The sequence below is a fragment of the Serratia sp. KH_031 genome (genome assembly GCF_057839655.1).
Map to the genome: position 1 here is coordinate 3,788,844 of NZ_CM174496.1, position 19,530 is coordinate 3,808,373.

Consider the following 19,530-nt stretch of genomic DNA (forward strand, 5'->3'; position numbering starts at 1 on the left):
CTCAGATAGACAGCTTGTTAATGCGCTTGCCGCCGTAAAGCAGGTTGACAATGGCACGGGTACCGACGATCGCGGTGAACATTGAAGTCACAACACCAATCGCGGTCGTAATCGCAAAGCCTTTGATCGAACCGGTACCCACTGCGTACAGAATGATCGCGGTAATCAAAGTGGTGATGTTGGCGTCAACAATACTGGAGAACGCGCCTTTATAGCCTTCATGGATCGCCTGCTGGATAGAACGTCCGTTCTTGATTTCTTCCTTGATACGTTCGTTTATCAGTACGTTGGCGTCAACCGCCACCGCCAGCGTCAGCACGATACCGGCAATACCCGGCATGGTCAGCGTCGCCCCCGGCAGCAAGGACATCACACCGACAATCAGCACCAAGTTAGCCACCAGCGCGGTGGTCGCGATCATGCCGAACTTACGATACCAAACCACCATGAACACGATCGAAGCCACCAAGCCCCACAGGCAAGCTTCCAGGCCTTGGGTGATGTTCTGTTGTCCCAGTGTTGGGCCGATTGTACGCTCTTCCACGATCTGGATTGGCGCAATCAGGGCACCGGCACGCAACAGCAGCGAGAGCTGACGCGCTTCGTTCGGGTTATTAATACCGGTAATACGGAAGCTGTTACCCAAGCGTGACTGAATATTCGCCACGTTGATCACTTCTTCCTGCTTCACCAGAATCCCACGACCTTTGGCATCTTTCTTACCGCTGTCTTTATACTCCACAAACAAGGTCGCCATCGGTTTACCGATGTTGTCCTTGGTGAAGTTAGACATGCTCGTGCCACCCGCGCTATCCAGCGAGATATTAACCTGGGGTTGGTTATATTCATCAGTGCTGGAAGTGGAATCGGTAATGTGGTCACCGGTTAAAATCACGCGCTTGTACAGCACAATCGGCTGGCCTTCACGAGTATATTTCACCTCGGAGTCGCCCGGTACACGGCCATTGGCCGCCGCCGTTGCGTCCACGTTGGTGTTAACCAAGCGGAATTCCAATGTGGCCGTCGCACCCAGAATCTCTTTGGCACGCGCGGTATCTTGGATACCCGGTAATTCAACCACGATACGGTCAGAACCCTGACGTTGTACCAACGGTTCGGCAACACCCAGTTGGTTTACACGGTTACGCAGGATGGTGATGTTCTGCTGCACCGCATATTCACGCGCTTCGCTCAGACGGGCGTCCGTCAGCGTCGCTTTCATGGTATTGGCACCATTGGCAGAAAGCACCAGATCACGTTGGCGTGGAGAAATGTAGCTGATCGCCTCATCGCGTGCGGCGTCATCACGGAAGCGCACTTCCACACCGTTGTTGTCCAACTTGCGGATAGTGGCGTAAGGAATGCCCTTTTCACGCAGTTCAGTGCGTAGGGTATCCATAGTTTGTTCTTGCAGTTTGCTCAGCGCGGTATCCATGTCAACTTCCATCAGGAAGTGCACACCACCACGTAAATCCAGACCCAATTTCATTGGCTCTGCGCCCAGCATAGCCAACCATTTTGGCGTCGCTGGAGCCAAGTTCAACGCAACGACAAATTTGTCGCCCAGCTCGTTCATCAACGCTTCACGGGCTTGCAGCTGAATATCAGGACTGTTGAAGCGAGCCAAGATAGCGCCATTTTCCAGCGCGATCGATTTGCTCGCAATTTTGTCTTTTTCTAATACGGTACGGACTTGGTCCAGTGTAGCTTCACTGGCGGCGACACCGCGCGCGCCAGTGATTTGTACAGCCGGATCCTCACCATAAATGTTGGGAAGCGCATAAAGCAGACCGACGAGGATCACAACGATCAACATCAGATACTTCCACAAAGGATAACGGTTTAGCACGGCAATTCCCTTAGGGAAAAAAAATTACAGGGCCTTCATGGTGCCTTTCGGCAGAACGGCCGCCACGAAGTCACGTTTAATCATCACTTCCGTGGTGTCATTCAACGCGATAGCGATAATGCCGGTTTCGCCGACTTTGGTCACACGGCCAATCAAACCACCGGTCGTCAACACTTCATCACCCTTATCGATAGAGTCCATCAATTTCTTGTGATCTTTAGCGCGTTTCTGCTGTGGGCGCAGGATCATGAAATAGAAGATCAGACCAAATACCACCAGCATGATGATCAGAGAGTACGGGCTTCCCTGAGCCGGAGCCCCAGCGGATGCAACGGCGTCAGAAATTAAAAAGCTCATTGAAAATCCCTCATTCAGTTATTAATTATTTAAAGTATTCAAAGGTGGAACCGGCTTACCGATCCGACCATAGAAATCTGTCACAAACTGCTCTAATTTACCTTCTTCAATAGCCTGACGTAAACCCGCCATCAAGCGTTGGTAATAGCGCAGGTTATGAATAGTGTTCAACCGGGCACCCAGTATTTCGTTGCAGCGATCGAGATGGTGCAAATAGGCGCGGCTGTAATGACGACAAGTGTAGCAGTCACATTCAGAGTCCAACGGGGAAGTATCATCCTTGTGCTTGGCATTGCGGATTTTTACTACACCATCGGTCACGAACAGATGGCCGTTACGGGCATTACGCGTTGGCATGACGCAGTCAAACATGTCGATGCCACGACGTACGCCTTCCACCAAATCTTCTGGCTTGCCGACGCCCATCAGATAGCGAGGCTTATCTTCTGGAATTTGTGGGCAAACATGTTCGAGAATGCGGTGCATGTCCTCTTTTGGCTCACCTACCGCCAAGCCGCCCACAGCGTAACCATCAAAGCCGATATCTACCAGTCCTTTTACTGATACATCTCGTAAATCTTCGTAAACACCGCCCTGAATAATGCCAAATAATGCATTTTTGTTATTCAGCTCATCAAAACGCGTCCGGCTGCGCTGCGCCCAACGTAAAGACATCTCCATCGAACGCTTGGCGTAATCCCAATCCGCCGGATAAGGCGTACATTCGTCAAAAATCATTACAATATCGGAACCCAAATCGTATTGAATTTCCATCGATTTTTCTGGGCTAAGGAAAACTTTATCGCCGTTGATCGGGTTACGGAAATAAACGCCTTCCTCTTTGATTTTACGCATCGCGCCCAAGCTGAACACCTGGAAGCCACCGGAATCGGTGAGGATCGGACCGTGCCACTGCATAAAGTCATGCAGATCGCCGTGCAGTTTCATGATCTCCTGCCCCGGACGCAGCCACAGATGGAAGGTGTTACCCAACAGGATCTGCGCGCCAGTTTCTTTCACTTCTTCCGGCGTCATGCCTTTAACCGTGCCGTAGGTACCGACCGGCATAAAGGCCGGCGTTTCCACCACGCCACGGTCAAAGACCAAGCGACCACGACGAGCACGGCCATCGGTAGTTTGTAATTCGTACTTCACAAAGCCTCCAGCGTCAGAGATACAGTCTGACGTCATTAACATAGAGCCACGCCAGTTGCGCAGCCCAAAAATTTATTCGCCGACGATTTCTTGTTCCGCCAACGGGTTACGGCTGATAAACATCGCATCACCATAACTAAAGAAACGATATTGTTCCGCCACCGCCTGTTGGTAGGCGTTCATGGTGTTCTTATAGCCGGCAAAAGCGGAAACCAGCATGATCAGTGTTGATTCAGGCAGGTGGAAATTGGTCACTAGCGCGTCGACCACTTGATAATGGTAGCCAGGGAAAATAAAAATGCTGGTGTCGCCAAAGAACGGGGCGATCAACGCGTCTTTGCTGGCATTAGCGGCGCTTTCTAACGAACGCACCGAGGTGGTTCCTACCGCGACAACTCGCTTACCGCGCGCCTTACAGGCCAACACGGCATCTACGACATCCTGCGGTACTTCGGCGTATTCCGCATGCATCACGTGCTCTTCAATGGTTTCGACCCGCACTGGCTGGAAAGTCCCCGCGCCGACGTGCAGAGTGACAAACGCCATTTCGATACCTTTTGCACGCAGTGCCGCCAACAAAGGCTCATCAAAGTGCAAACCCGCGGTCGGTGCCGCGACTGCGCCAAGCTTCTGACTATACACGGTTTGGTATAATTCACGGTCAGCATCTTCATCAGGGCGATCGATATACGGCGGTAATGGCATATGCCCTACGGCATTAAGAATGCTAAAGACATCACGCTCATCGTTGAAACGCAGTTCGAACAGCGTATCGTGGCGTGCCACCATCGTGGCTTGAATACTTTCATCATCGCCCAGCAGCAAGTCAGCGCCCGGCTTTGGTGCTTTCGAGGCACGCACATGTGCCAACACGCGTTTGTCGTCCAACACCCGCTCGACCAATACTTCAATTTTGCCGCCGCTGGCTTTACGACCAAACATGCGCGCCGGGATCACGCGGGTATTGTTGAATACCAGCAGATCGCCCGCTTCCAGTTTATCCAGCAGATCGGTGAATACCGCATGCGTCAACTCCCCACTCGGTCCATCCAGTTGCAACAGGCGACAGGCGCTGCGCTCCGGTTGTGGATAACGGGCAATCAAGGAATCAGGAAGCTCAAAAGAAAAATCGGCAACGCGCATGGACATTCACTTCAGGTAAAAAATAAGCGCTATAGTCTAAAGGTGCGAAGGATAAGCAGCAAGGGATCTATTGTATATGGATGCCCGCAAGTTTTCCGGTCATCCTTCAGACCACCTCTTTGTTGGGCTCAAATCGTCATGGGTAGAGCACCAACACTCCTCAGCAATGGGAGTGTTGGTAAGTTCAGAGTCAGTTGAGCGTAGTGAGTGGTTTTCTTACGCGGCTAAACGCCAGTTTGGTAACCCAATAAAGCAGGCTGGCGGCCAACAATGAGTTGATCGTAGGTACTCCCCATTCGATCGCCAGCCCAACGACACCACCGACAATGCTGGCGATGATCGCCGCCCAACCAATCGTCGGGGTTTCATCGGGTAATTTGCCTTCGCGGCGGCTGTCATCAAGGATCTTACGGTGACTGCGCAACAGATAATAATCCACCAGCATGATGCCAATAATCGGCGGGAACACCACACCGAGTAGGGTCAAGAAATCCACGAAGCGATCGAGTATCCCCAAAACTGACAGCGTGGTACCCAAAATACCAATTACCAGCGTGGTGTAAGTATATTTCAGCTTTTTGCCAGTGACACCTTCGACCGCGTTGACGATACCGAGTGAAGATGAATACAAGTTGAGATCGTTGACCCGCAGAGTAGAAAACACCACCACCAACAGGCCCACACCACCCGCGGCCTGCGACATAATAGTGACCACATCTGCAGTGCCGAGTGTTTTGGCAATCAGCAGTGCCAAGCCATTAACCACAAACTCACCGGCAACGATGGTGAAAATCGTCACGCCGAGCACGTGCTTGCTGTTTTTAGAATAACGAGTCAGATCAGGCGTCATCAAGCTAGCGACAATGGCGCCACCAACAACAATAGTAATGCCAGCGCTGATGGTCAACGGCTCACCGACAGGCATCAAATGAATGATTTCCTGCAAGTTATGGCCTGACAAAGCAGTGACAGAGATAAAAGCGACTAGCATGATGAACATTGGCACGGCAATACGCGCGGCGATACGGAGTGCTTTAAAGCCAAACGCCACCAGAATCGTCAATAGACCGCCGGACAAACCTGCGGCCAGGCCAAAACCCAGTTTATTACCCAAGGCGAAATCGAGCGACTTGGCAAAGATAGCGTTCTGGATGCCAAACCACCCCAGTAAACTGACCGCTACCACCACGCCTATCAATACCGATCCTAATCGACCAAAACCGCACCAACGTGCCAGCAAGCTGCCGGAAATCCCTTCGCGCATTCCCGCCAGCCCAAGGCCGTAGGTCACCACGCCAAAGATCAGGCTACCGATAAAAATGGCACTGAAAGCATCAATCAAGGTCATGGAATTACCGAGTACCGCGCCGAGCATAAACTGATCCAGAGCGGTCAACATGCCCATATGCACCAGAGCCACACTTAAAAATGAAACTCTTTTATCTTGCGGCACCCGGGTGAGCGGATAATCTTCAATCTTAATCACAGTGAGGTATTCCTTACGATTCAAATAAACTGGATGCCTTTGGTTATCAGGCGATCGGGAATATAATTATCCAGGCAGGCATCTTTGCAAAACTCTTCAAATTGCTGCTGCGTGTGGACGTTGGCTTTCTGATAAATGTTATATATTCTATTTTCTATGGTCTTATTACTGACGTTATATATTTTTGCCATTTCTTTAACCGCAAACCGCTGTAACATTAAAAATATAACGTCGAGTTCGGCACGAGTGAATAATTCATTATTCACTTCGGTAGTTAATACACTGGGTTTCTGTCGGTTAATATATTTTAACGGCGACAGACTGCTCATCGGTTTGGCGTTCCATATCACACCGATCACCTGTTTATCATCATTGTATATGGGTATTTTTTCGCTGATAAACGGCGCCAGAGTGTCTCTCCCGTACCAATAATGCGTTTCTATCACGCTGACCCGGTCGCGAGATTCCTCAGCCTTCTTATCGTGCTCGATAAAATCGGATGCACATTCAGCCCAATCAGCAGGAAATTCATGATCCCATTTACCAGCAACATCAAAGTTGAGTGGCGTATTGGTATAGAGGTAGGCAGCTTGGTTCATATAGATATGACAAGATTGATGGTCTTTAATACCCCAAGGTTCACTCAGATGCTCCATCATGAGAATGAGTCCTTTAAAATAATATTCATTATTTTTATAGGAAGAATTCATGCCTACCTCAGATCTGTTGCAGTCGCTTTAAAGGTCTTTCGCTAGATAGTGGCGGGTGTAACGGTGCGCATAACCGCTCAGATCGCCGTATACCCGATAACCGAGCTTTTCGTAAAAACCTCTGGCCTGGAAGTCAAACGTATCGACATAGGCCATATGACAACCGCGTTTGCGGGCTTCTTCTTCGGCCTTCAACATCAATTGAAGCCCATAGCCACTCTTGCGGTATTGATCGCCAACCCAGAGATATTGCACTTCTAACCCTCCCCACCATGTACGGGCGACCAGACCTGCAACAATTTGATTGTCATCATCGGTAACGGTCAAAAACAGTGGGTGAATGTCAACAGGTTGGGATTTATGGTTGTGAGCCCAGAGACTGGCGATAACGAAATCTTCATCTTGCGACTTGGGTTGGTCGGTAACATTGATATTCATTTTTAATATAACACCATGATTAAATGATTGAAATTTTAATAAATTCATTTCCCCTCAATGGCGTTTATTATCATTTTTACTAATGTATTACAAGAGTGGTTTTCACCCCTACCACAATACAGACAGAGGGCTATAGTCGTTACCGTAGGGTTAAAGACAGCAGTAAACCCTGACCATTCTGTCCTAAATTGTGCCTCACCAGGGACCTATTTGGGAATAATATTAGTGCCATTGGCTCCGCCGGACAGAGCAAGCTAACTTGCCAACGGGGAGCCTACATTAATAACACGCCTACTTTTCACTCCAAAACTCACTACTATTAACGATAAATACGCAGCCGAATCGCTACCGATTCCGGTTGTTAGTCAGTGTGGTTGAGATAAATCGCCCTTGCCATCAGCTCGCAGCCAATGTTTCAATGCAAACCGAATTAGTTAGGTAAAAAATAACTGCATGAATTTTCTCGCTCATCTCCATTTAGCCTCGCTGGCGCACAGTTCGCTGCTAGGCAACCTCATGGCTGACTTTGTGCGTGGCAACCCCGCAGGTCAATACGATCTCGAGGTTATCTCCGGTATCATGCTGCATCGCCGTGTCGATATGATGACCGATTCCTTACCGCAGGTAAAAGCCTGCCGTGACTATTTCAGCGATGAGTACCGCCGTGTCGCACCAATCACGCTAGACGTGGTGTGGGATCACTTTCTCGCTCGCCACTGGCAGCAATTAGAGCCATCGCAAAGCCTGCCTGACTTTATACAAAGTGCACGTCACCAGATCGAACCGCATCTATCACTGACGCCCGAACGCTTTCAAAACATGAATCATTATCTGTGGTCTGAGCGCTGGTTGGAGCGTTACGCCGACTTGTCATTCATCGCAAAAGTGTTACAGGGCATGGCGAGCCGCCGCCCGCGCTTGAGTGCGCTGGCCGGATCTTTCGCTGATATTGAGCGTAATTATCATCAACTTGAAACACATTTCTGGCAGTTTTACCCACAGATGATGCAGCAAGCGAAAGATAAGAATCTTTGAACTCATTGAAAATTCGAGCCTTTGCAAAGAATGCTCTTTTATCGCTTGCCCTTTGCTGAGAAAAGGTTATTTTTAAACCTCGCCAGATTTAATCGATGAGTTCGATAGGTAAAAACTATCTCACCGATTGGTTTTATGCCCTTTATTCACTGGAGCATGCCCCCTATACTGGCCCAAGTTTTTTACATCAACCCTTAATACCTATTACAGGAGTAATTATGGTCCTGGTAACTCGTCAAGCCCCTGACTTCACCGCAGCTGCCGTACTGGGCAGTGGCGAAATCGTTGAAAACTTCAACCTGAAAAAGCACCTGAACGGCAAACCAGCGGTACTGTTCTTCTGGCCGATGGACTTCACTTTTGTCTGCCCTTCTGAGCTGATCGCTTTCGATCACCGCTATGAAGAGTTCCAAAAGCGTGGTGTTGAAGTTGTTGGTGTTTCTTTCGACTCTGAATTTGTCCATAACGCATGGCGTAAAACCCCTGTCGAGAACGGCGGCATCGGCGAAGTGAAATACGCGATGGTTGCGGATATCAAACGCGAAATCCAGAAAGCTTACGGTATTGAACACCCAGAAGCAGGCGTTGCTCTGCGTGGTTCTTTCCTGATCGACAAAGATGGCATCGTGCGTGCTCAGGTTGTTAACGACCTGCCAATCGGCCGTAACATCGACGAAATGATCCGTACCGTTGACGCGCTGCAATTCCACGAAGAGCACGGCGAAGTGTGCCCAGCTCAGTGGGAAAAAGGCAAAGCAGGTATGGGCGCATCTCCAGACGGCGTAGCTAAATACCTGTCTGAAAACGCTGCCAAGCTGTAATTACAGCCTGAAGTGAATAAACCGGCCTGCTCTGCAGGCCGGTTTTTTATTAGCTCAATATCACCTCATTTCCTTGTTTACGTTCACAATTCATCATTTCAATCCGGCTAACACCCCATTTTACGACTACGCTGATCAGGCTGGCCTGTTCTTTGCACGCCAAGGAAGGGCAAGTCATCACAATAAAAACTGACAGGGTAGGAATAGCTATGTTTTTACAAAAAAGGGTTTTACAAAAATGGAGTCAACCGCTGACCCTCGCGGCATTGTTGGTCAGCAGCAGCCTGTACGCAGCATCAAATCCCGCAGTCGAGGCAAAAAATGGCATGGTAGTGACATCACAGCATCTGGCTTCGCAAGTTGGGGTCGACATTCTGAAGCTGGGCGGTAACGCGATAGATGCCGCCGTCGCCGTCGGCTATGCACAAGCGGTGGTCAACCCGTGTTGCGGCAATATCGGCGGCGGCGGCTTTATGACCGTCCATCTGGCTGATGGCACTGATACCTTTATCAACTTTCGCGAAACCGCACCGGCTAGTGCTAGCGCCAATATGTATCTGGATGCCGAAGGTAAAGTGAAGAAAGATGCCAGTCTATACGGTTATCTGGCAGCAGGCGTACCGGGCACAGTTTTAGGAATGGAAACTGCACGCGCTAAATACGGCAAACTGAGTCGTGAACAGGTGATGGCTCCGGCGATCAAACTGGCGCGTGAAGGTTTTGTACTAACCCGCGCCGATACCGATATCCTCGACACCACCGTGAAGCGCTTCAAGCAAGACCCCGAAGCGGCAAGAATCTTCCTGCGTCCTGATGGTTCTGCACTACAACCGGGCGACCGTTTGGTGCAAAGCGATCTGGCGAATACCTTAGAAGGAATAGCCGAACAGGGTACGGACGCTTTCTATAAAGGTAAAATTCCACAAGCAGTTGAAGCAGCGGCAAAGCAAGGCGGCGGCATTTTGACCGCAGCAGATTTTGCCAACTACAAAGTGACCGAGAATGCACCGATTACCTGTAGTTACCGTGGCTACAAATTTGTCTCTGCCCCACCACCTAGCTCTGGCGGTGTGACCTTGTGTGAGATCCTCAATATCGTTGAGGGTTACGATCTAAAAAGTATGGGCTTTAACTCGGCAGCAGCTATCCATACCATGACCGAAGCCATGCGCCATGCCTATATGGATCGCAACACCTATCTGGGTGACCCGGAATTTATCAAAAACCCGATCGACCGTTTGGTCAGTAAAAGCTACGCCGAGCAAATCCGTAAGAAAATCGTGGCAGATAAAGCCACACCGTCTGAAAACGTCCAACCGGGTATGGAACCGCATGAAAAACCGGAAACCACTCATTACTCGATTGTCGATCATGATGGTAATGCGGTTTCGACTACCTATACCGTCAACGGTCGCTTTGGCGCGGTAGTGATTGCTCCGGGTACTGGCTTCTTCCTTAATGATGAAATGGATGATTTCACGGTTAAAGTCGGTGAGAAAAACCTCTACGGATTAGTACAGGGAACGGCGAACTCCATCGCCCCCGGTAAGCGCCCACTATCGTCGATGAGCCCGACGCTAGTGACTAAAGACAACAAGATATTTATGGTTCTCGGTTCACCGGGCGGTTCGCGCATTATCACCATCACCCTGCAAACTGCCTTGAATGTGATCGACCACGGCATGGCACCACAAGAAGCGGTGGACGCCCCGCGTATTCATCACCAATGGTTGCCGGATGAGGTGTATTACGAACAGCGTGGCGTTTCTGCCGATACGCTAAAAATCCTCAACGAGATGGGCTACAAGATGGTTGAACAGACTCCTTGGGGAGCTGCGGAGCTGATTCTGGTTGGCTTACCGGGCGCGGCCGGTGTTTCACCTAAAGATTCAGGTAATGACTCAGCGGTATCGGGCAAAGTGCGTGAAGGCTACCTATACGGTGCTAACGACGTGCGACGCCCGGCAGGTTCGGCTATAGGTTATTGATCCTCATTGGCTCGGACTACCGAGCCAATCCTTTTGCCACATAACACATCCACCAGAAACATAATTACCAAAGATTACATTCGATATTTATATATATCAGCTAAGGCGACAAATTCTGAATTCACCAATAAATACCAACAATTTTTTAACAATTTTGACATTACTGCTAAAATTTTTGTCCATAAGAGACATACATTCTGGATAGACTTTCCAGCATGCAACAAAAAATGGAGGAATACAGAAAATAAACAACCAAAATTAATTAGCAATGTTAATTATACAATATAAAAGTAAATGTCTTATCACCCTACATTAGAAAATAAAAAAGGATTATATATTATGAGAAAAAACCCCATTGTCCTCTGCGCTATACTCCTATCTTTATCAGCATGTGACTCTAGCAATACTGAGTTCACACCGTCACCGTCTCCTTCACCGCCCCCACCAGAGAAAAACACTTGTTTCTGGATCGGCCCTTACGATAAAAATGCCAGCTTATTACCTGATGAGTTTGCTAATTATTGGTCAGCGCAATTTACCATCCCTGCGGGTAAAAAGGTGTTTTTACAGGCTCAGTATCCACATGCTCGTTATATCTCTTATGTCAGTTACAATGATGCAGGTAGTGGGATAGATATTATTAATGACCAGCATATCAATCCGGCACAAGATGGTTCGGTAAATCCTTTTATCGAAAACAATCAACGCAATACCAAAATACGTAATTATAGTATTGAACTGAAGGAAGGTTTAAAACCAACCTCTGGCGCAGAACCCAACACGCTATATGCCAATAGAGATGATGGGAAGATGATTGTTTTTTATCGTATCTATGCTGCAGATGACAAAACCGATATTTTAGGTGGCGTGGGCTTCCCTGAATTAGTGGTCGAAAATGAAGACAAAACCACGGTTACCGGTCAAGAGGCTTGTGACATATTGCAACCCGCACAGGACATACTCGTAGGCCCACCACCCAGTGAAGAGGTTTACCCTAAACTCCTCGCTGCCGCACCGCCGCAAGACCCTGCAGTCTGGCAGGTCAATCGGTTAGTGATGTATAGAACATTAATGAAGAATGCGTTATTCGGTAACCCAGATAACAAATATTTGGAAGCGACCTTAAGCCGTAATTTAGGTGAAGTGGCTGTGCTGAGAGGAAAATTACCGACAACGCCAAAAACATTCAAAGGTGACCCAATAATGGGCACTGGTGATATGCGTTATTGGTCAATCTGTTCGTATGAGTTCTACACCCAGAAATTCAGTGGTTGTGTCTACGATGAAAACTTACAAACCGATAGTGATAACAATTATGTTATCGCCGCTAGCCGTGAACAGGATAAACCCGTTAATGCCATTGATAAGTGTGGATATAACTGGATCAAACTATCCGATGCGGGTGATGGTGCTGACCGTCTTGACGATGGTATGTTGATGATGAGGAATATGTTGTCTAATACTAGTTTCACCCAAGCTATACAAAACATCCCGAATATTATGGACCCACAACAAGCGGTGACCACCATGGGTGATTATCTCCCTAGCGTCACTTATATGTCTAAGAGTGATTTTGAGGCTCAAGGTTGCAAGAAAAACTAACATAATCGATCTGCAATTTATATCGAAGAAATTAGGCTCATGGAAGAGCCTAATAATAAACTCAACGAAAAATGCAGTTTAAAGTATGACGGGTATATTTATATTATTTTAACCGCCATAATGTTGCCGACTCTGCTGTCAATAACAATTGCTCGCCATGGCGAATATGGCTCAACTCACCGTCCCCAACTAGCCTTTGCCATTCCCCCGCGACCAATAACGGACTATGCGGTAATGTTACCCAGCTATTACCCTCGCGCTGTAACGCCACTAATACCTGTTCTTGTTGGTACATACGTACAAATATCAACGTCTCCCCTTCGGCATACAGAACCTGACAACCGCCGTAACGCAGCGCTTCACTCTGTTTGCGTAGTGCGATCAATTGCTGGAATAGCGCCAACAACGGCTGATCCCACTGTTTTTCATCCCACGGGAACGGCTTACGGCATAACGGATCATTATCGCCATCTAAGCCGATTTCATCACCGTAATACAGGCAAGGCACACCGATCCAGCTCATCAGCCAGACCGCGGCCATCTGCATTCGCCGAGCGTTGTTATTCAATAGCGTGAAGAAACGTGCGGTGTCATGACTATCCAACTGATTAAACATAATTAATTGTCGATTATGCGGTAACCCGGCTCGATAACCGTCCATCCATTGCGCACAGTCGGTGGCATCAATTTGAGCAGGATGATGGGCCACGTCTACGCCTGCCAGAAATGCCCGCAGCGGCAGAGCAAACCCCATATAGTTCATCGCCGCATCTTCTACTCCAGCGTGCAACCAGCGACGCGCATCACCAAAGTGCTCGCCAAACACATAGGCCTGTGGATTTTCCTGTTTCGCCGCCTGATAAATCCCTGCCAAATGCCGCAAATTACCGCTGGCACTGCCGTTTTCACCCAGCATATGCACCACATCCAACCGCCAACCATCGATGCTATACGGCGGTCGTAACCAATGTCGTACCACGCTGTTTTCCCCGCGGTAGATCGCTTCAGCAACTTCTGACTCAGCGAAATTCAGCTTCGGTAGGCTGGCGTTGCCCTTCCAACTCATCGCCGTCCCGTCCGGGTAGAAATTGAACCAGCCACGGTACGGTGAATTTGGATGGTGACAGGCGCCATTATCCCCCTGTTGATGACGATCGAACCATGGATGTGAATCGCCGGTATGGTTAAACACGCCGTCCAGTACCAGCTTCATACCCACCTGGTGAGTACTCACTCGCAAACGTTGCAACGCCTCATTGCCACCAAAGTACGGATCAACCTGATAATAATCTTCAGTATCGTATTTATGGACGCTCGGCGCGGTGAATATCGGGTTGAGGTACAACGCGGTCACACCCAACTTTTGTAGATAGGGCAATTGTTGACTGATGCCATCCAAATCACCGCCATAAAACGTTGAGGCTGCGTGACTGCCATCCAATGGATGATGCCAATCATGGCGCACCACATCACAACCCGCCGCGTGATGGCGGTAACTCCCGCTCTGAATGCCGTGCTCTGCCCCGCTGCTGGCAAAACGATCGGGGAAAATCTGGTAGAACACCTGATCGGCGACCCAATCAGGGCCATTATCAGGCTGATCAAGCGCAAACTGTTCTAACTGCCCCAATGGCGTCTCTGACCAGCCCAACGGACCAAGCCAGCGTTGACGATCCGCCCACAGCATTTTGAAGCAGTAACGACGCGTAGCCTCCCCTTCGTTCAGAGTCAGATTGGCACGATAGCGCTGCCGTCCATCAACGGTTTGCCCCTTCATGGTCAATAACCACTCTTCGTTATCGGGCTCAGCACGCAGAAAAACTTGCTCCGGCAGCTCATCGGCCTGCAGCCAAAGCGTGATTTCCAGTTGTTGCCCTTTTTTCACCACGAAAGGAGGAACAGGTAGATGCCAAGCGTTAATCATAAAGTTCTCCGACAATATTGAATTACTGCGCACCATGCCACGAGAGTCATTACATCCCCTCATCTTTACAGTGTAATTTCAGGGAGGAGTCTGGGGGTGGAGAGGATAAGCAATGTAAAAAAGAGTAAACAGGAATACATCATGCGCCTCAGACCGTAGGCTATCCCTCTTTTGAACAATAGGATGTTTTTTATTGGCGAGGGGTTATGCAACAAAAAATAAGCTTGTGGCTGGCGCAGTTTGGTATTGAATTCAACGGCATGATGTCGCTGATTATGGTGTTGGGGTTGATCGTACTGGTTTCAGTGGTGATTCATCTGGTGCTGCACCGTTTGGTATTGACGCCACTATTGCGGCGTGGTCAGCAATCGCAACACACTTGGCAGCAAGCTATTACGCAGCACAAACTTTTTCAGCGCCTGGCGTTATTGTTGCAAGGGATCATCATCAATATCCAAGCCGTATTGTGGCTGCATAACGGCACACAAACACAAGCGGTTATTACTACCGCGGCGCAAGTCTGGATCCTGATATTCGCCCTGCTGTCCCTATTTTCCCTGCTCGATACATTGCTGGCGATGCTACGGCAAAACCCACTCGCCAACCAATTACCTCTGCGCGGCATTTTCCAAGGGGTAAAACTGGTTGCGGCGATCCTGATTGGCATCACTATTATTTCGTTGTTAATCGGTAAGTCCCCTCTACTGCTATTGAGTGGATTGGGCGCGATGACCGCAGTAGTGATGTTGGTGTTTAAAGATCCGATCCTCGGTCTGGTCGCCGGTATTCAACTTTCTGCCAACGATATGCTCAAACTTGGTGATTGGCTGGAAATGCCGAAATACGGCGCTGACGGTGCGGTCACCGATATCGGGCTGACCACCGTCAAGGTACGCAACTGGGACAACACCGTCACCACCATCCCAACTTATGCGCTGATTTCCGACTCGTTCAAGAACTGGCGTTCGATGTCTGAATCCGGTGGTCGCCGCATCAAACGCAGCCTCAATATTGACGGCACCAGCGTACACTTTCTGACGGAACAGGCGTTACAGCGTCTGGAGCGCAATCCGCTGTTACAACGCTATCTCAGTGATAAAAACCAAGAATTGGGTGAATATAACCGCCAAGTGCAACTCGATCTCAGTTCTCCACTCAATGGCCGCCGCCTAACCAATCTCGGTACCTTCCGCGCCTATTTACAAGCCTACTTACGTGCACATCCGGGTATTCATCAGCATATGACGTTAATGGTGCGCCAGTTAGCCCCAACGCCGGAAGGCCTACCGCTGGAAATTTATGCCTTCACCAATACCACCGTATGGGCAGAATATGAGGGAATTCAGTCGGATATTTTTGACCATATCTATTCTGTGATCGGCGAGTTTGATCTACGAATCCACCAAACACCAACCGGTAACGACATGCGCTGCATGCTGGCACCACAGCATATTGAAGACAACATTTCCTGACCTCAACTGACGAAATGATGTCTGCTGGTAATTATCTTCCGCCAATTGCCAGCAGATATCTCCATCCCCTTCTCTTTACGGGTTAAAACAGGGTTAATACCTGCACTGGCACCACTGATAAGGAGAACGATCATTGCTGAAGCAGTTCAAACACCGAATATTTACCACCTTAGCAACCCTGATGTTTATTGGTTGCCTGCACAGCGCCACGCTGGACGAAAGCCAGATGATCCGCAGCCTGCAACCTTCGCTGAGCGCGTTGAGTAGCAGTATGCAAGACATCCGCGAAGTACTGGCGCGCTGCGCACGCGAAAATGATGACGAACGACTTTGTGAAAACTACCCAGTGCTGGAAGTGCGAACTTCAGCCGATGAGGATATGGATGAAAAGTGATAAAAAAACACCGGCGCATGACCGGTGTTCTTATTTTTAGTCTTGTTGTTCAGCCAATTGCGCCAATTTTTTCTGGCGACTGACTTTCACATAATAACCCACCAGTAGTACCACCACCCACACTAATCCGGCGTACAGAGAAACGCGCGTGGTTGGGAAGTAACCAATTAAGCCAATGATGAATACCAAGAAGATAATACCAAGCACTGAGGTGAACACACCGCCACGCAGCGGGAACTCCAATTTTTTCACCTGATCTTTGCTCAGGCTACGGCGGAAGGCGATCTGCGAGCACAGGATCATGATCCATACCCACACGGTAGCGAAGGTCGCCAGCGAAGCAATCACCAAGAACACGTTTTCCGGCATGATGTAGTTGAGGTACACCGCAATCAGCAGTGCCGCCATCATCACCAAGACGGTGACCCACGGAATACCGCGCTTGGAAATCTTGCTAAACATTTTTGGCGCGTGGCCCTGCTCAGCCATACCGTGCAACATACGGCCAACGCCGAACACGTCGCTGTTAATTGCCGACAAAGAGGCGGTAATCACCACAAAGTTCAGGATGCCTGCAGCGACCGTGATACCCATGTGTTGGAAAGTCAGTACGAACGGGCTGCCGTTAGTACCTACTTGATTCCACGGGTAAATAGACATGATGACGAACAGTGTCCCCACGTAAAACACCAGAATACGCCAAGGTACAGAGTTAATCGCTTTCGGGATCGACTTCTTCGGATCTTTGGCTTCACCCGCGGTAATACCGATGATTTCGATACCGCCATAGGCAAACATCACTAGTTGCAGCGACAGGATCATGCCCATAAAACCGTTGCTAAAGAATCCGCCGTTAACCCACAGGTTATGAATGCCGGTCGGCTGGCCACCGTTGCCAATCCCCCACACGATAATGCCGATACCGGCAACAATCATGATGATAATGGTGGCAACTTTGAAGAACGAGAACCAGAACTCCAGCTCGCCGAACACCTTAACGCTCATTAGGTTGATCGCGCCGATAATCAGCACCACACTCAACACCCAGATCCAATGCGGCACTTCCGGGAACCAGACACCCATATAGATGCCGAATGCCGTAACATCAGCAATAGCCACGATCAGGATTTCAAAGCAGTAGGTCCAGCCAGTAATATAACCCGCCATTGGGCCGAGATAATCCTGCGCATAACGCGAAAACGAGCTGGCCTGCGGATTGTTGACCGACATCTCGCCCAGCGCACGCATGATGATGAAAGCGACGATACCGCCAATCAGATACGCCAGCAGTACGCTGGGACCCGCCATTTTAATCGCGTCTGCCGAACCGTAGAACAACCCGGTACCGATGGCAGAGCCAAGCGCCATAAAACGGATATGACGCGTGCTGAGGCCACGTTTTAGCTTATTGGCCGGTTGGGGAGAAGTAGATTCCTGTTGCATGAAAAGACCTGTCTCTAATACGCAAAAAAGCCACGGACTTGTCCGTGGCCCATAATTCAGACCGGATGATTATTGGTGCGCGGCAACTTGGCTGCGGCCACAAACTCGATCATAAATCGCTACCAGTACCAACATCAGCAAGGAAGGTGGCAACCAAGCCAAACCTTGTCCAGCCAGTGGCAGATGGGTGCTCCAGGATGGCAGCAAGTGCTCAAAACTGGAAGCTTTCACTGCATCAAGGATACCAAATAACAGACTAACCAGCATCACCGGGGCGATAATCCGCGATGCGCTGTTCCACCAACGCAGAGTGAAGCTCAATACCACCAGCACAATACACGGCGGATAAATCGCAGTCAGCACAGGAATAGAGATCTGAATCAAGTGGCTCAGACCCAAGTTGGACACCACCATCGAGAACAAGCCGAGGATAAACACCAGCGTCTTGTAAGAGAAAGGCAGGTACTGAGCAAAGAACTCGGCGCAGGCACAGGTCAGGCCAACCGCAGTCACCATACAGGCGATAAAGATCAAGGCTGCCAGGAAGAAGCTCCCCAAGCTGCCGAAGGTATTCTGCACGTAAGCATGCAGGATCACCGCACCGTTAGTCGCCCCCGGCACCAATACACCGCTGCCGGAACCCAGTTTGAACAAGCTCAGGTAGACCAGCGTCAGACCCACACCGGCAATCAAACCCGCCAAAATGGTGTAACGGGTTAGCAGACCCGCGTCTTTCACCCCTCTGGAACGTGCGGCGTTAACGATAACAATGCCGAACACCAGTGCGCCCAGCGTATCCATGGTCAGATAGCCGTTAACGAAACCGGAAGAGAAAGGTACGTTCTGGTAAACCTCGGTAGCCGGGATCGGCGCGCCCGCTGGCCACATCAGAGCGGCGATACCTAACGCGCCCAGAGCAACGATTTTCAGCGGAGCAAGGATATGGCCGACGGTATCCAGCAAACGCCCCGGATACAGAGAAATACCGATCACCAGCGCGAAATACACCAGGCTGTAAATAAACAGCGGCATCGCACCGTCACCCGTCAGCGGGGCGATCCCCACTTCAAAGGAAACGGTCGCGGTACGTGGCGTCGCGAACAGTGGCCCAACAGCCAGATAGCAGACGGTCGCCAGCAGTAAACCGGCTTTACGACCAATCGGCGAGCTCAGGGCATCGATACCACCACCCACGCGCGCCAGCGCGATAACGGTCATGACCGGCAAACCCACGGCAGTAATCAGAAAGCCGATAGCGGCAATCCATACGTGCTCACCTGACTGCAAACCTACCATCGGCGGGAAGATGATGTTCCCAGCCCCGACGAATAAGGCAAAGGTCATAAAACCTAATGCCAGAATATCTTTTGATGCTAAACGATGACTCATACGATGTCGTGTTGCCTGTTCAAAATGGAAAAAAATGGCCCGCGTTCGTGACGGAGGTAACTCCGTCCGGTTGTCAGTTTGTCCACTCAACGCTCGCCAATAAGAACCCAAAAACGCAGACACCTAGCGTTTTGATCTCTGACCAACGTGGAGATGAGCAAAAATTTAGAAGTTATAAAATGGAGGTTTAATCCGACAACGGGCGCCAATTTAACGTTTTATAGCGTCTAATGACAAGGTGCATTCTAAAAAGCAGAGTGATCGACCAGATAACTTTCACACTCCAGTTGATCATATGGATTATCAATAAATATACCGAACATG

General features: G+C 49.6%; 16 protein-coding genes. 6 read left to right on the forward strand and 10 right to left on the reverse strand.

Translation table 11 applies throughout. The annotated features are described in order from the left end of the window. Position 1 precedes the first annotated feature (1 nt). From secD to AC3ISQ_RS17020, 7 genes are all read right to left on the reverse strand, one after another. On the reverse strand, positions 2-1,849 hold the full coding sequence (secD, locus tag AC3ISQ_RS16990) for a protein translocase subunit SecD (protein ID WP_489348389.1): 1,848 nt from the start codon (positions 1,847-1,849) through the stop codon (positions 2-4). A 24-nt stretch (positions 1,850-1,873) separates the two neighbouring features. Then, the gene (gene yajC, locus AC3ISQ_RS16995; RefSeq protein WP_489348391.1) at positions 1,874-2,206 is read right to left on the reverse strand and encodes a preprotein translocase subunit YajC; all 333 of its coding nucleotides are present in this window, start codon (positions 2,204-2,206) and stop codon (positions 1,874-1,876) included. Positions 2,207-2,227: 21 nt separating this feature from the next. Then, positions 2,228-3,361: a tRNA guanosine(34) transglycosylase Tgt gene (tgt, locus tag AC3ISQ_RS17000; protein ID WP_489348393.1), complete on the reverse strand. Its 1,134-nt coding sequence runs from the start codon at positions 3,359-3,361 to the stop codon at positions 2,228-2,230. Between the two features lie 72 nt (positions 3,362-3,433). Continuing rightward, the gene (gene queA, locus AC3ISQ_RS17005; RefSeq protein WP_489353349.1) at positions 3,434-4,504 is read right to left on the reverse strand and encodes a tRNA preQ1(34) S-adenosylmethionine ribosyltransferase-isomerase QueA; all 1,071 of its coding nucleotides are present in this window, start codon (positions 4,502-4,504) and stop codon (positions 3,434-3,436) included. Between the two features lie 190 nt (positions 4,505-4,694). Continuing rightward, positions 4,695-5,990 (reverse strand): cytosine permease, encoded by a 1,296-nt coding sequence (locus tag AC3ISQ_RS17010; RefSeq protein WP_489348394.1) that lies wholly within the window; start codon positions 5,988-5,990, stop codon positions 4,695-4,697. 20 nt (positions 5,991-6,010) lie between these two features. Next, entirely contained in the window at positions 6,011-6,700 is a 690-nt protein-coding gene (locus AC3ISQ_RS17015; RefSeq protein ID WP_489348396.1) for a helix-turn-helix transcriptional regulator, read from the reverse strand. Positions 6,701-6,727: 27 nt separating this feature from the next. Further along, on the reverse strand, positions 6,728-7,138 hold the full coding sequence (locus AC3ISQ_RS17020) for a GNAT family N-acetyltransferase (protein WP_489353351.1): 411 nt from the start codon (positions 7,136-7,138) through the stop codon (positions 6,728-6,730). 453 nt (positions 7,139-7,591) lie between these two features. Here AC3ISQ_RS17020 and AC3ISQ_RS17025 point away from each other — a divergent pair, with 453 nt between their 5' ends. The 4 genes from AC3ISQ_RS17025 (at position 7,592) to AC3ISQ_RS17040 (ending at position 12,584) form a co-directional block, all read left to right on the forward strand. Next, positions 7,592-8,173 (forward strand): acyl carrier protein phosphodiesterase, encoded by a 582-nt coding sequence (locus tag AC3ISQ_RS17025; RefSeq protein ID WP_489348398.1) that lies wholly within the window; start codon positions 7,592-7,594, stop codon positions 8,171-8,173. 218 nt (positions 8,174-8,391) lie between these two features. Continuing rightward, entirely contained in the window at positions 8,392-8,994 is a 603-nt protein-coding gene (locus tag AC3ISQ_RS17030; protein ID WP_489348399.1) for a peroxiredoxin C, read from the forward strand. 209 nt (positions 8,995-9,203) lie between these two features. Continuing rightward, positions 9,204-10,982, forward strand: a complete 1,779-nt coding sequence (ggt, locus tag AC3ISQ_RS17035; RefSeq protein WP_489348401.1) for a gamma-glutamyltransferase — start codon at positions 9,204-9,206, stop codon at positions 10,980-10,982. Positions 10,983-11,321: 339 nt separating this feature from the next. After that, entirely contained in the window at positions 11,322-12,584 is a 1,263-nt protein-coding gene (locus tag AC3ISQ_RS17040; protein WP_489348403.1) for a hypothetical protein, read from the forward strand. A 103-nt stretch (positions 12,585-12,687) separates the two neighbouring features. Here AC3ISQ_RS17040 and malZ read toward each other — a convergent pair whose 3' ends face one another. Then, positions 12,688-14,508 (reverse strand): maltodextrin glucosidase, encoded by a 1,821-nt coding sequence (gene malZ, locus AC3ISQ_RS17045; RefSeq protein WP_489348404.1) that lies wholly within the window; start codon positions 14,506-14,508, stop codon positions 12,688-12,690. Between the two features lie 206 nt (positions 14,509-14,714). Here malZ and AC3ISQ_RS17050 point away from each other — a divergent pair, with 206 nt between their 5' ends. After that, on the forward strand, positions 14,715-15,980 hold the full coding sequence (locus tag AC3ISQ_RS17050; protein ID WP_489348406.1) for a mechanosensitive ion channel family protein: 1,266 nt from the start codon (positions 14,715-14,717) through the stop codon (positions 15,978-15,980). Between the two features lie 133 nt (positions 15,981-16,113). Continuing rightward, the gene (locus tag AC3ISQ_RS17055; RefSeq protein WP_489348408.1) at positions 16,114-16,374 is read left to right on the forward strand and encodes a hypothetical protein; all 261 of its coding nucleotides are present in this window, start codon (positions 16,114-16,116) and stop codon (positions 16,372-16,374) included. 36 nt (positions 16,375-16,410) lie between these two features. On the opposite strand, the gene proY is transcribed toward AC3ISQ_RS17055, so the two are convergent. Next, complete coding sequence (gene proY, locus AC3ISQ_RS17060; RefSeq protein WP_489348410.1) at positions 16,411-17,817, reverse strand: proline-specific permease ProY; 1,407 nt, start codon at positions 17,815-17,817, stop codon at positions 16,411-16,413. Between the two features lie 69 nt (positions 17,818-17,886). Next, entirely contained in the window at positions 17,887-19,206 is a 1,320-nt protein-coding gene (gene brnQ / locus AC3ISQ_RS17065) for a branched-chain amino acid transport system II carrier protein (protein ID WP_489348412.1), read from the reverse strand. Between the last annotated feature and the right edge of the window lie 324 nt (positions 19,207-19,530).

Bases quoted from the DNA above. Each gene is read 5' to 3' on its own strand.
- yajC (WP_489348391.1), bottom strand. From the start codon at position 2,206: ATGAGCTTTTTAATTTCTGACGCCGTTGCATCCGCTGGGGCTCCGGCT.
- queA (WP_489353349.1), bottom strand. From the start codon at position 4,504: ATGCGCGTTGCCGATTTTTCTTTTGAGCTTCCTGATTCCTTGATTGCC.
- AC3ISQ_RS17015 (WP_489348396.1), bottom strand. From the start codon at position 6,700: ATGAATTCTTCCTATAAAAATAATGAATATTATTTTAAAGGACTCATT.
- AC3ISQ_RS17020 (WP_489353351.1), bottom strand. From the start codon at position 7,138: ATGAATATCAATGTTACCGACCAACCCAAGTCGCAAGATGAAGATTTC.
- AC3ISQ_RS17025 (WP_489348398.1), top strand. From the start codon at position 7,592: ATGAATTTTCTCGCTCATCTCCATTTAGCCTCGCTGGCGCACAGTTCG.
- AC3ISQ_RS17030 (WP_489348399.1), top strand. From the start codon at position 8,392: ATGGTCCTGGTAACTCGTCAAGCCCCTGACTTCACCGCAGCTGCCGTA.
- ggt (WP_489348401.1), top strand. From the start codon at position 9,204: ATGTTTTTACAAAAAAGGGTTTTACAAAAATGGAGTCAACCGCTGACC.
- AC3ISQ_RS17040 (WP_489348403.1), top strand. From the start codon at position 11,322: ATGAGAAAAAACCCCATTGTCCTCTGCGCTATACTCCTATCTTTATCA.
- malZ (WP_489348404.1), bottom strand. From the start codon at position 14,508: ATGATTAACGCTTGGCATCTACCTGTTCCTCCTTTCGTGGTGAAAAAA.
- AC3ISQ_RS17050 (WP_489348406.1), top strand. From the start codon at position 14,715: ATGCAACAAAAAATAAGCTTGTGGCTGGCGCAGTTTGGTATTGAATTC.
- proY (WP_489348410.1), bottom strand. From the start codon at position 17,817: ATGCAACAGGAATCTACTTCTCCCCAACCGGCCAATAAGCTAAAACGT.
- brnQ (WP_489348412.1), bottom strand. From the start codon at position 19,206: ATGAGTCATCGTTTAGCATCAAAAGATATTCTGGCATTAGGTTTTATG.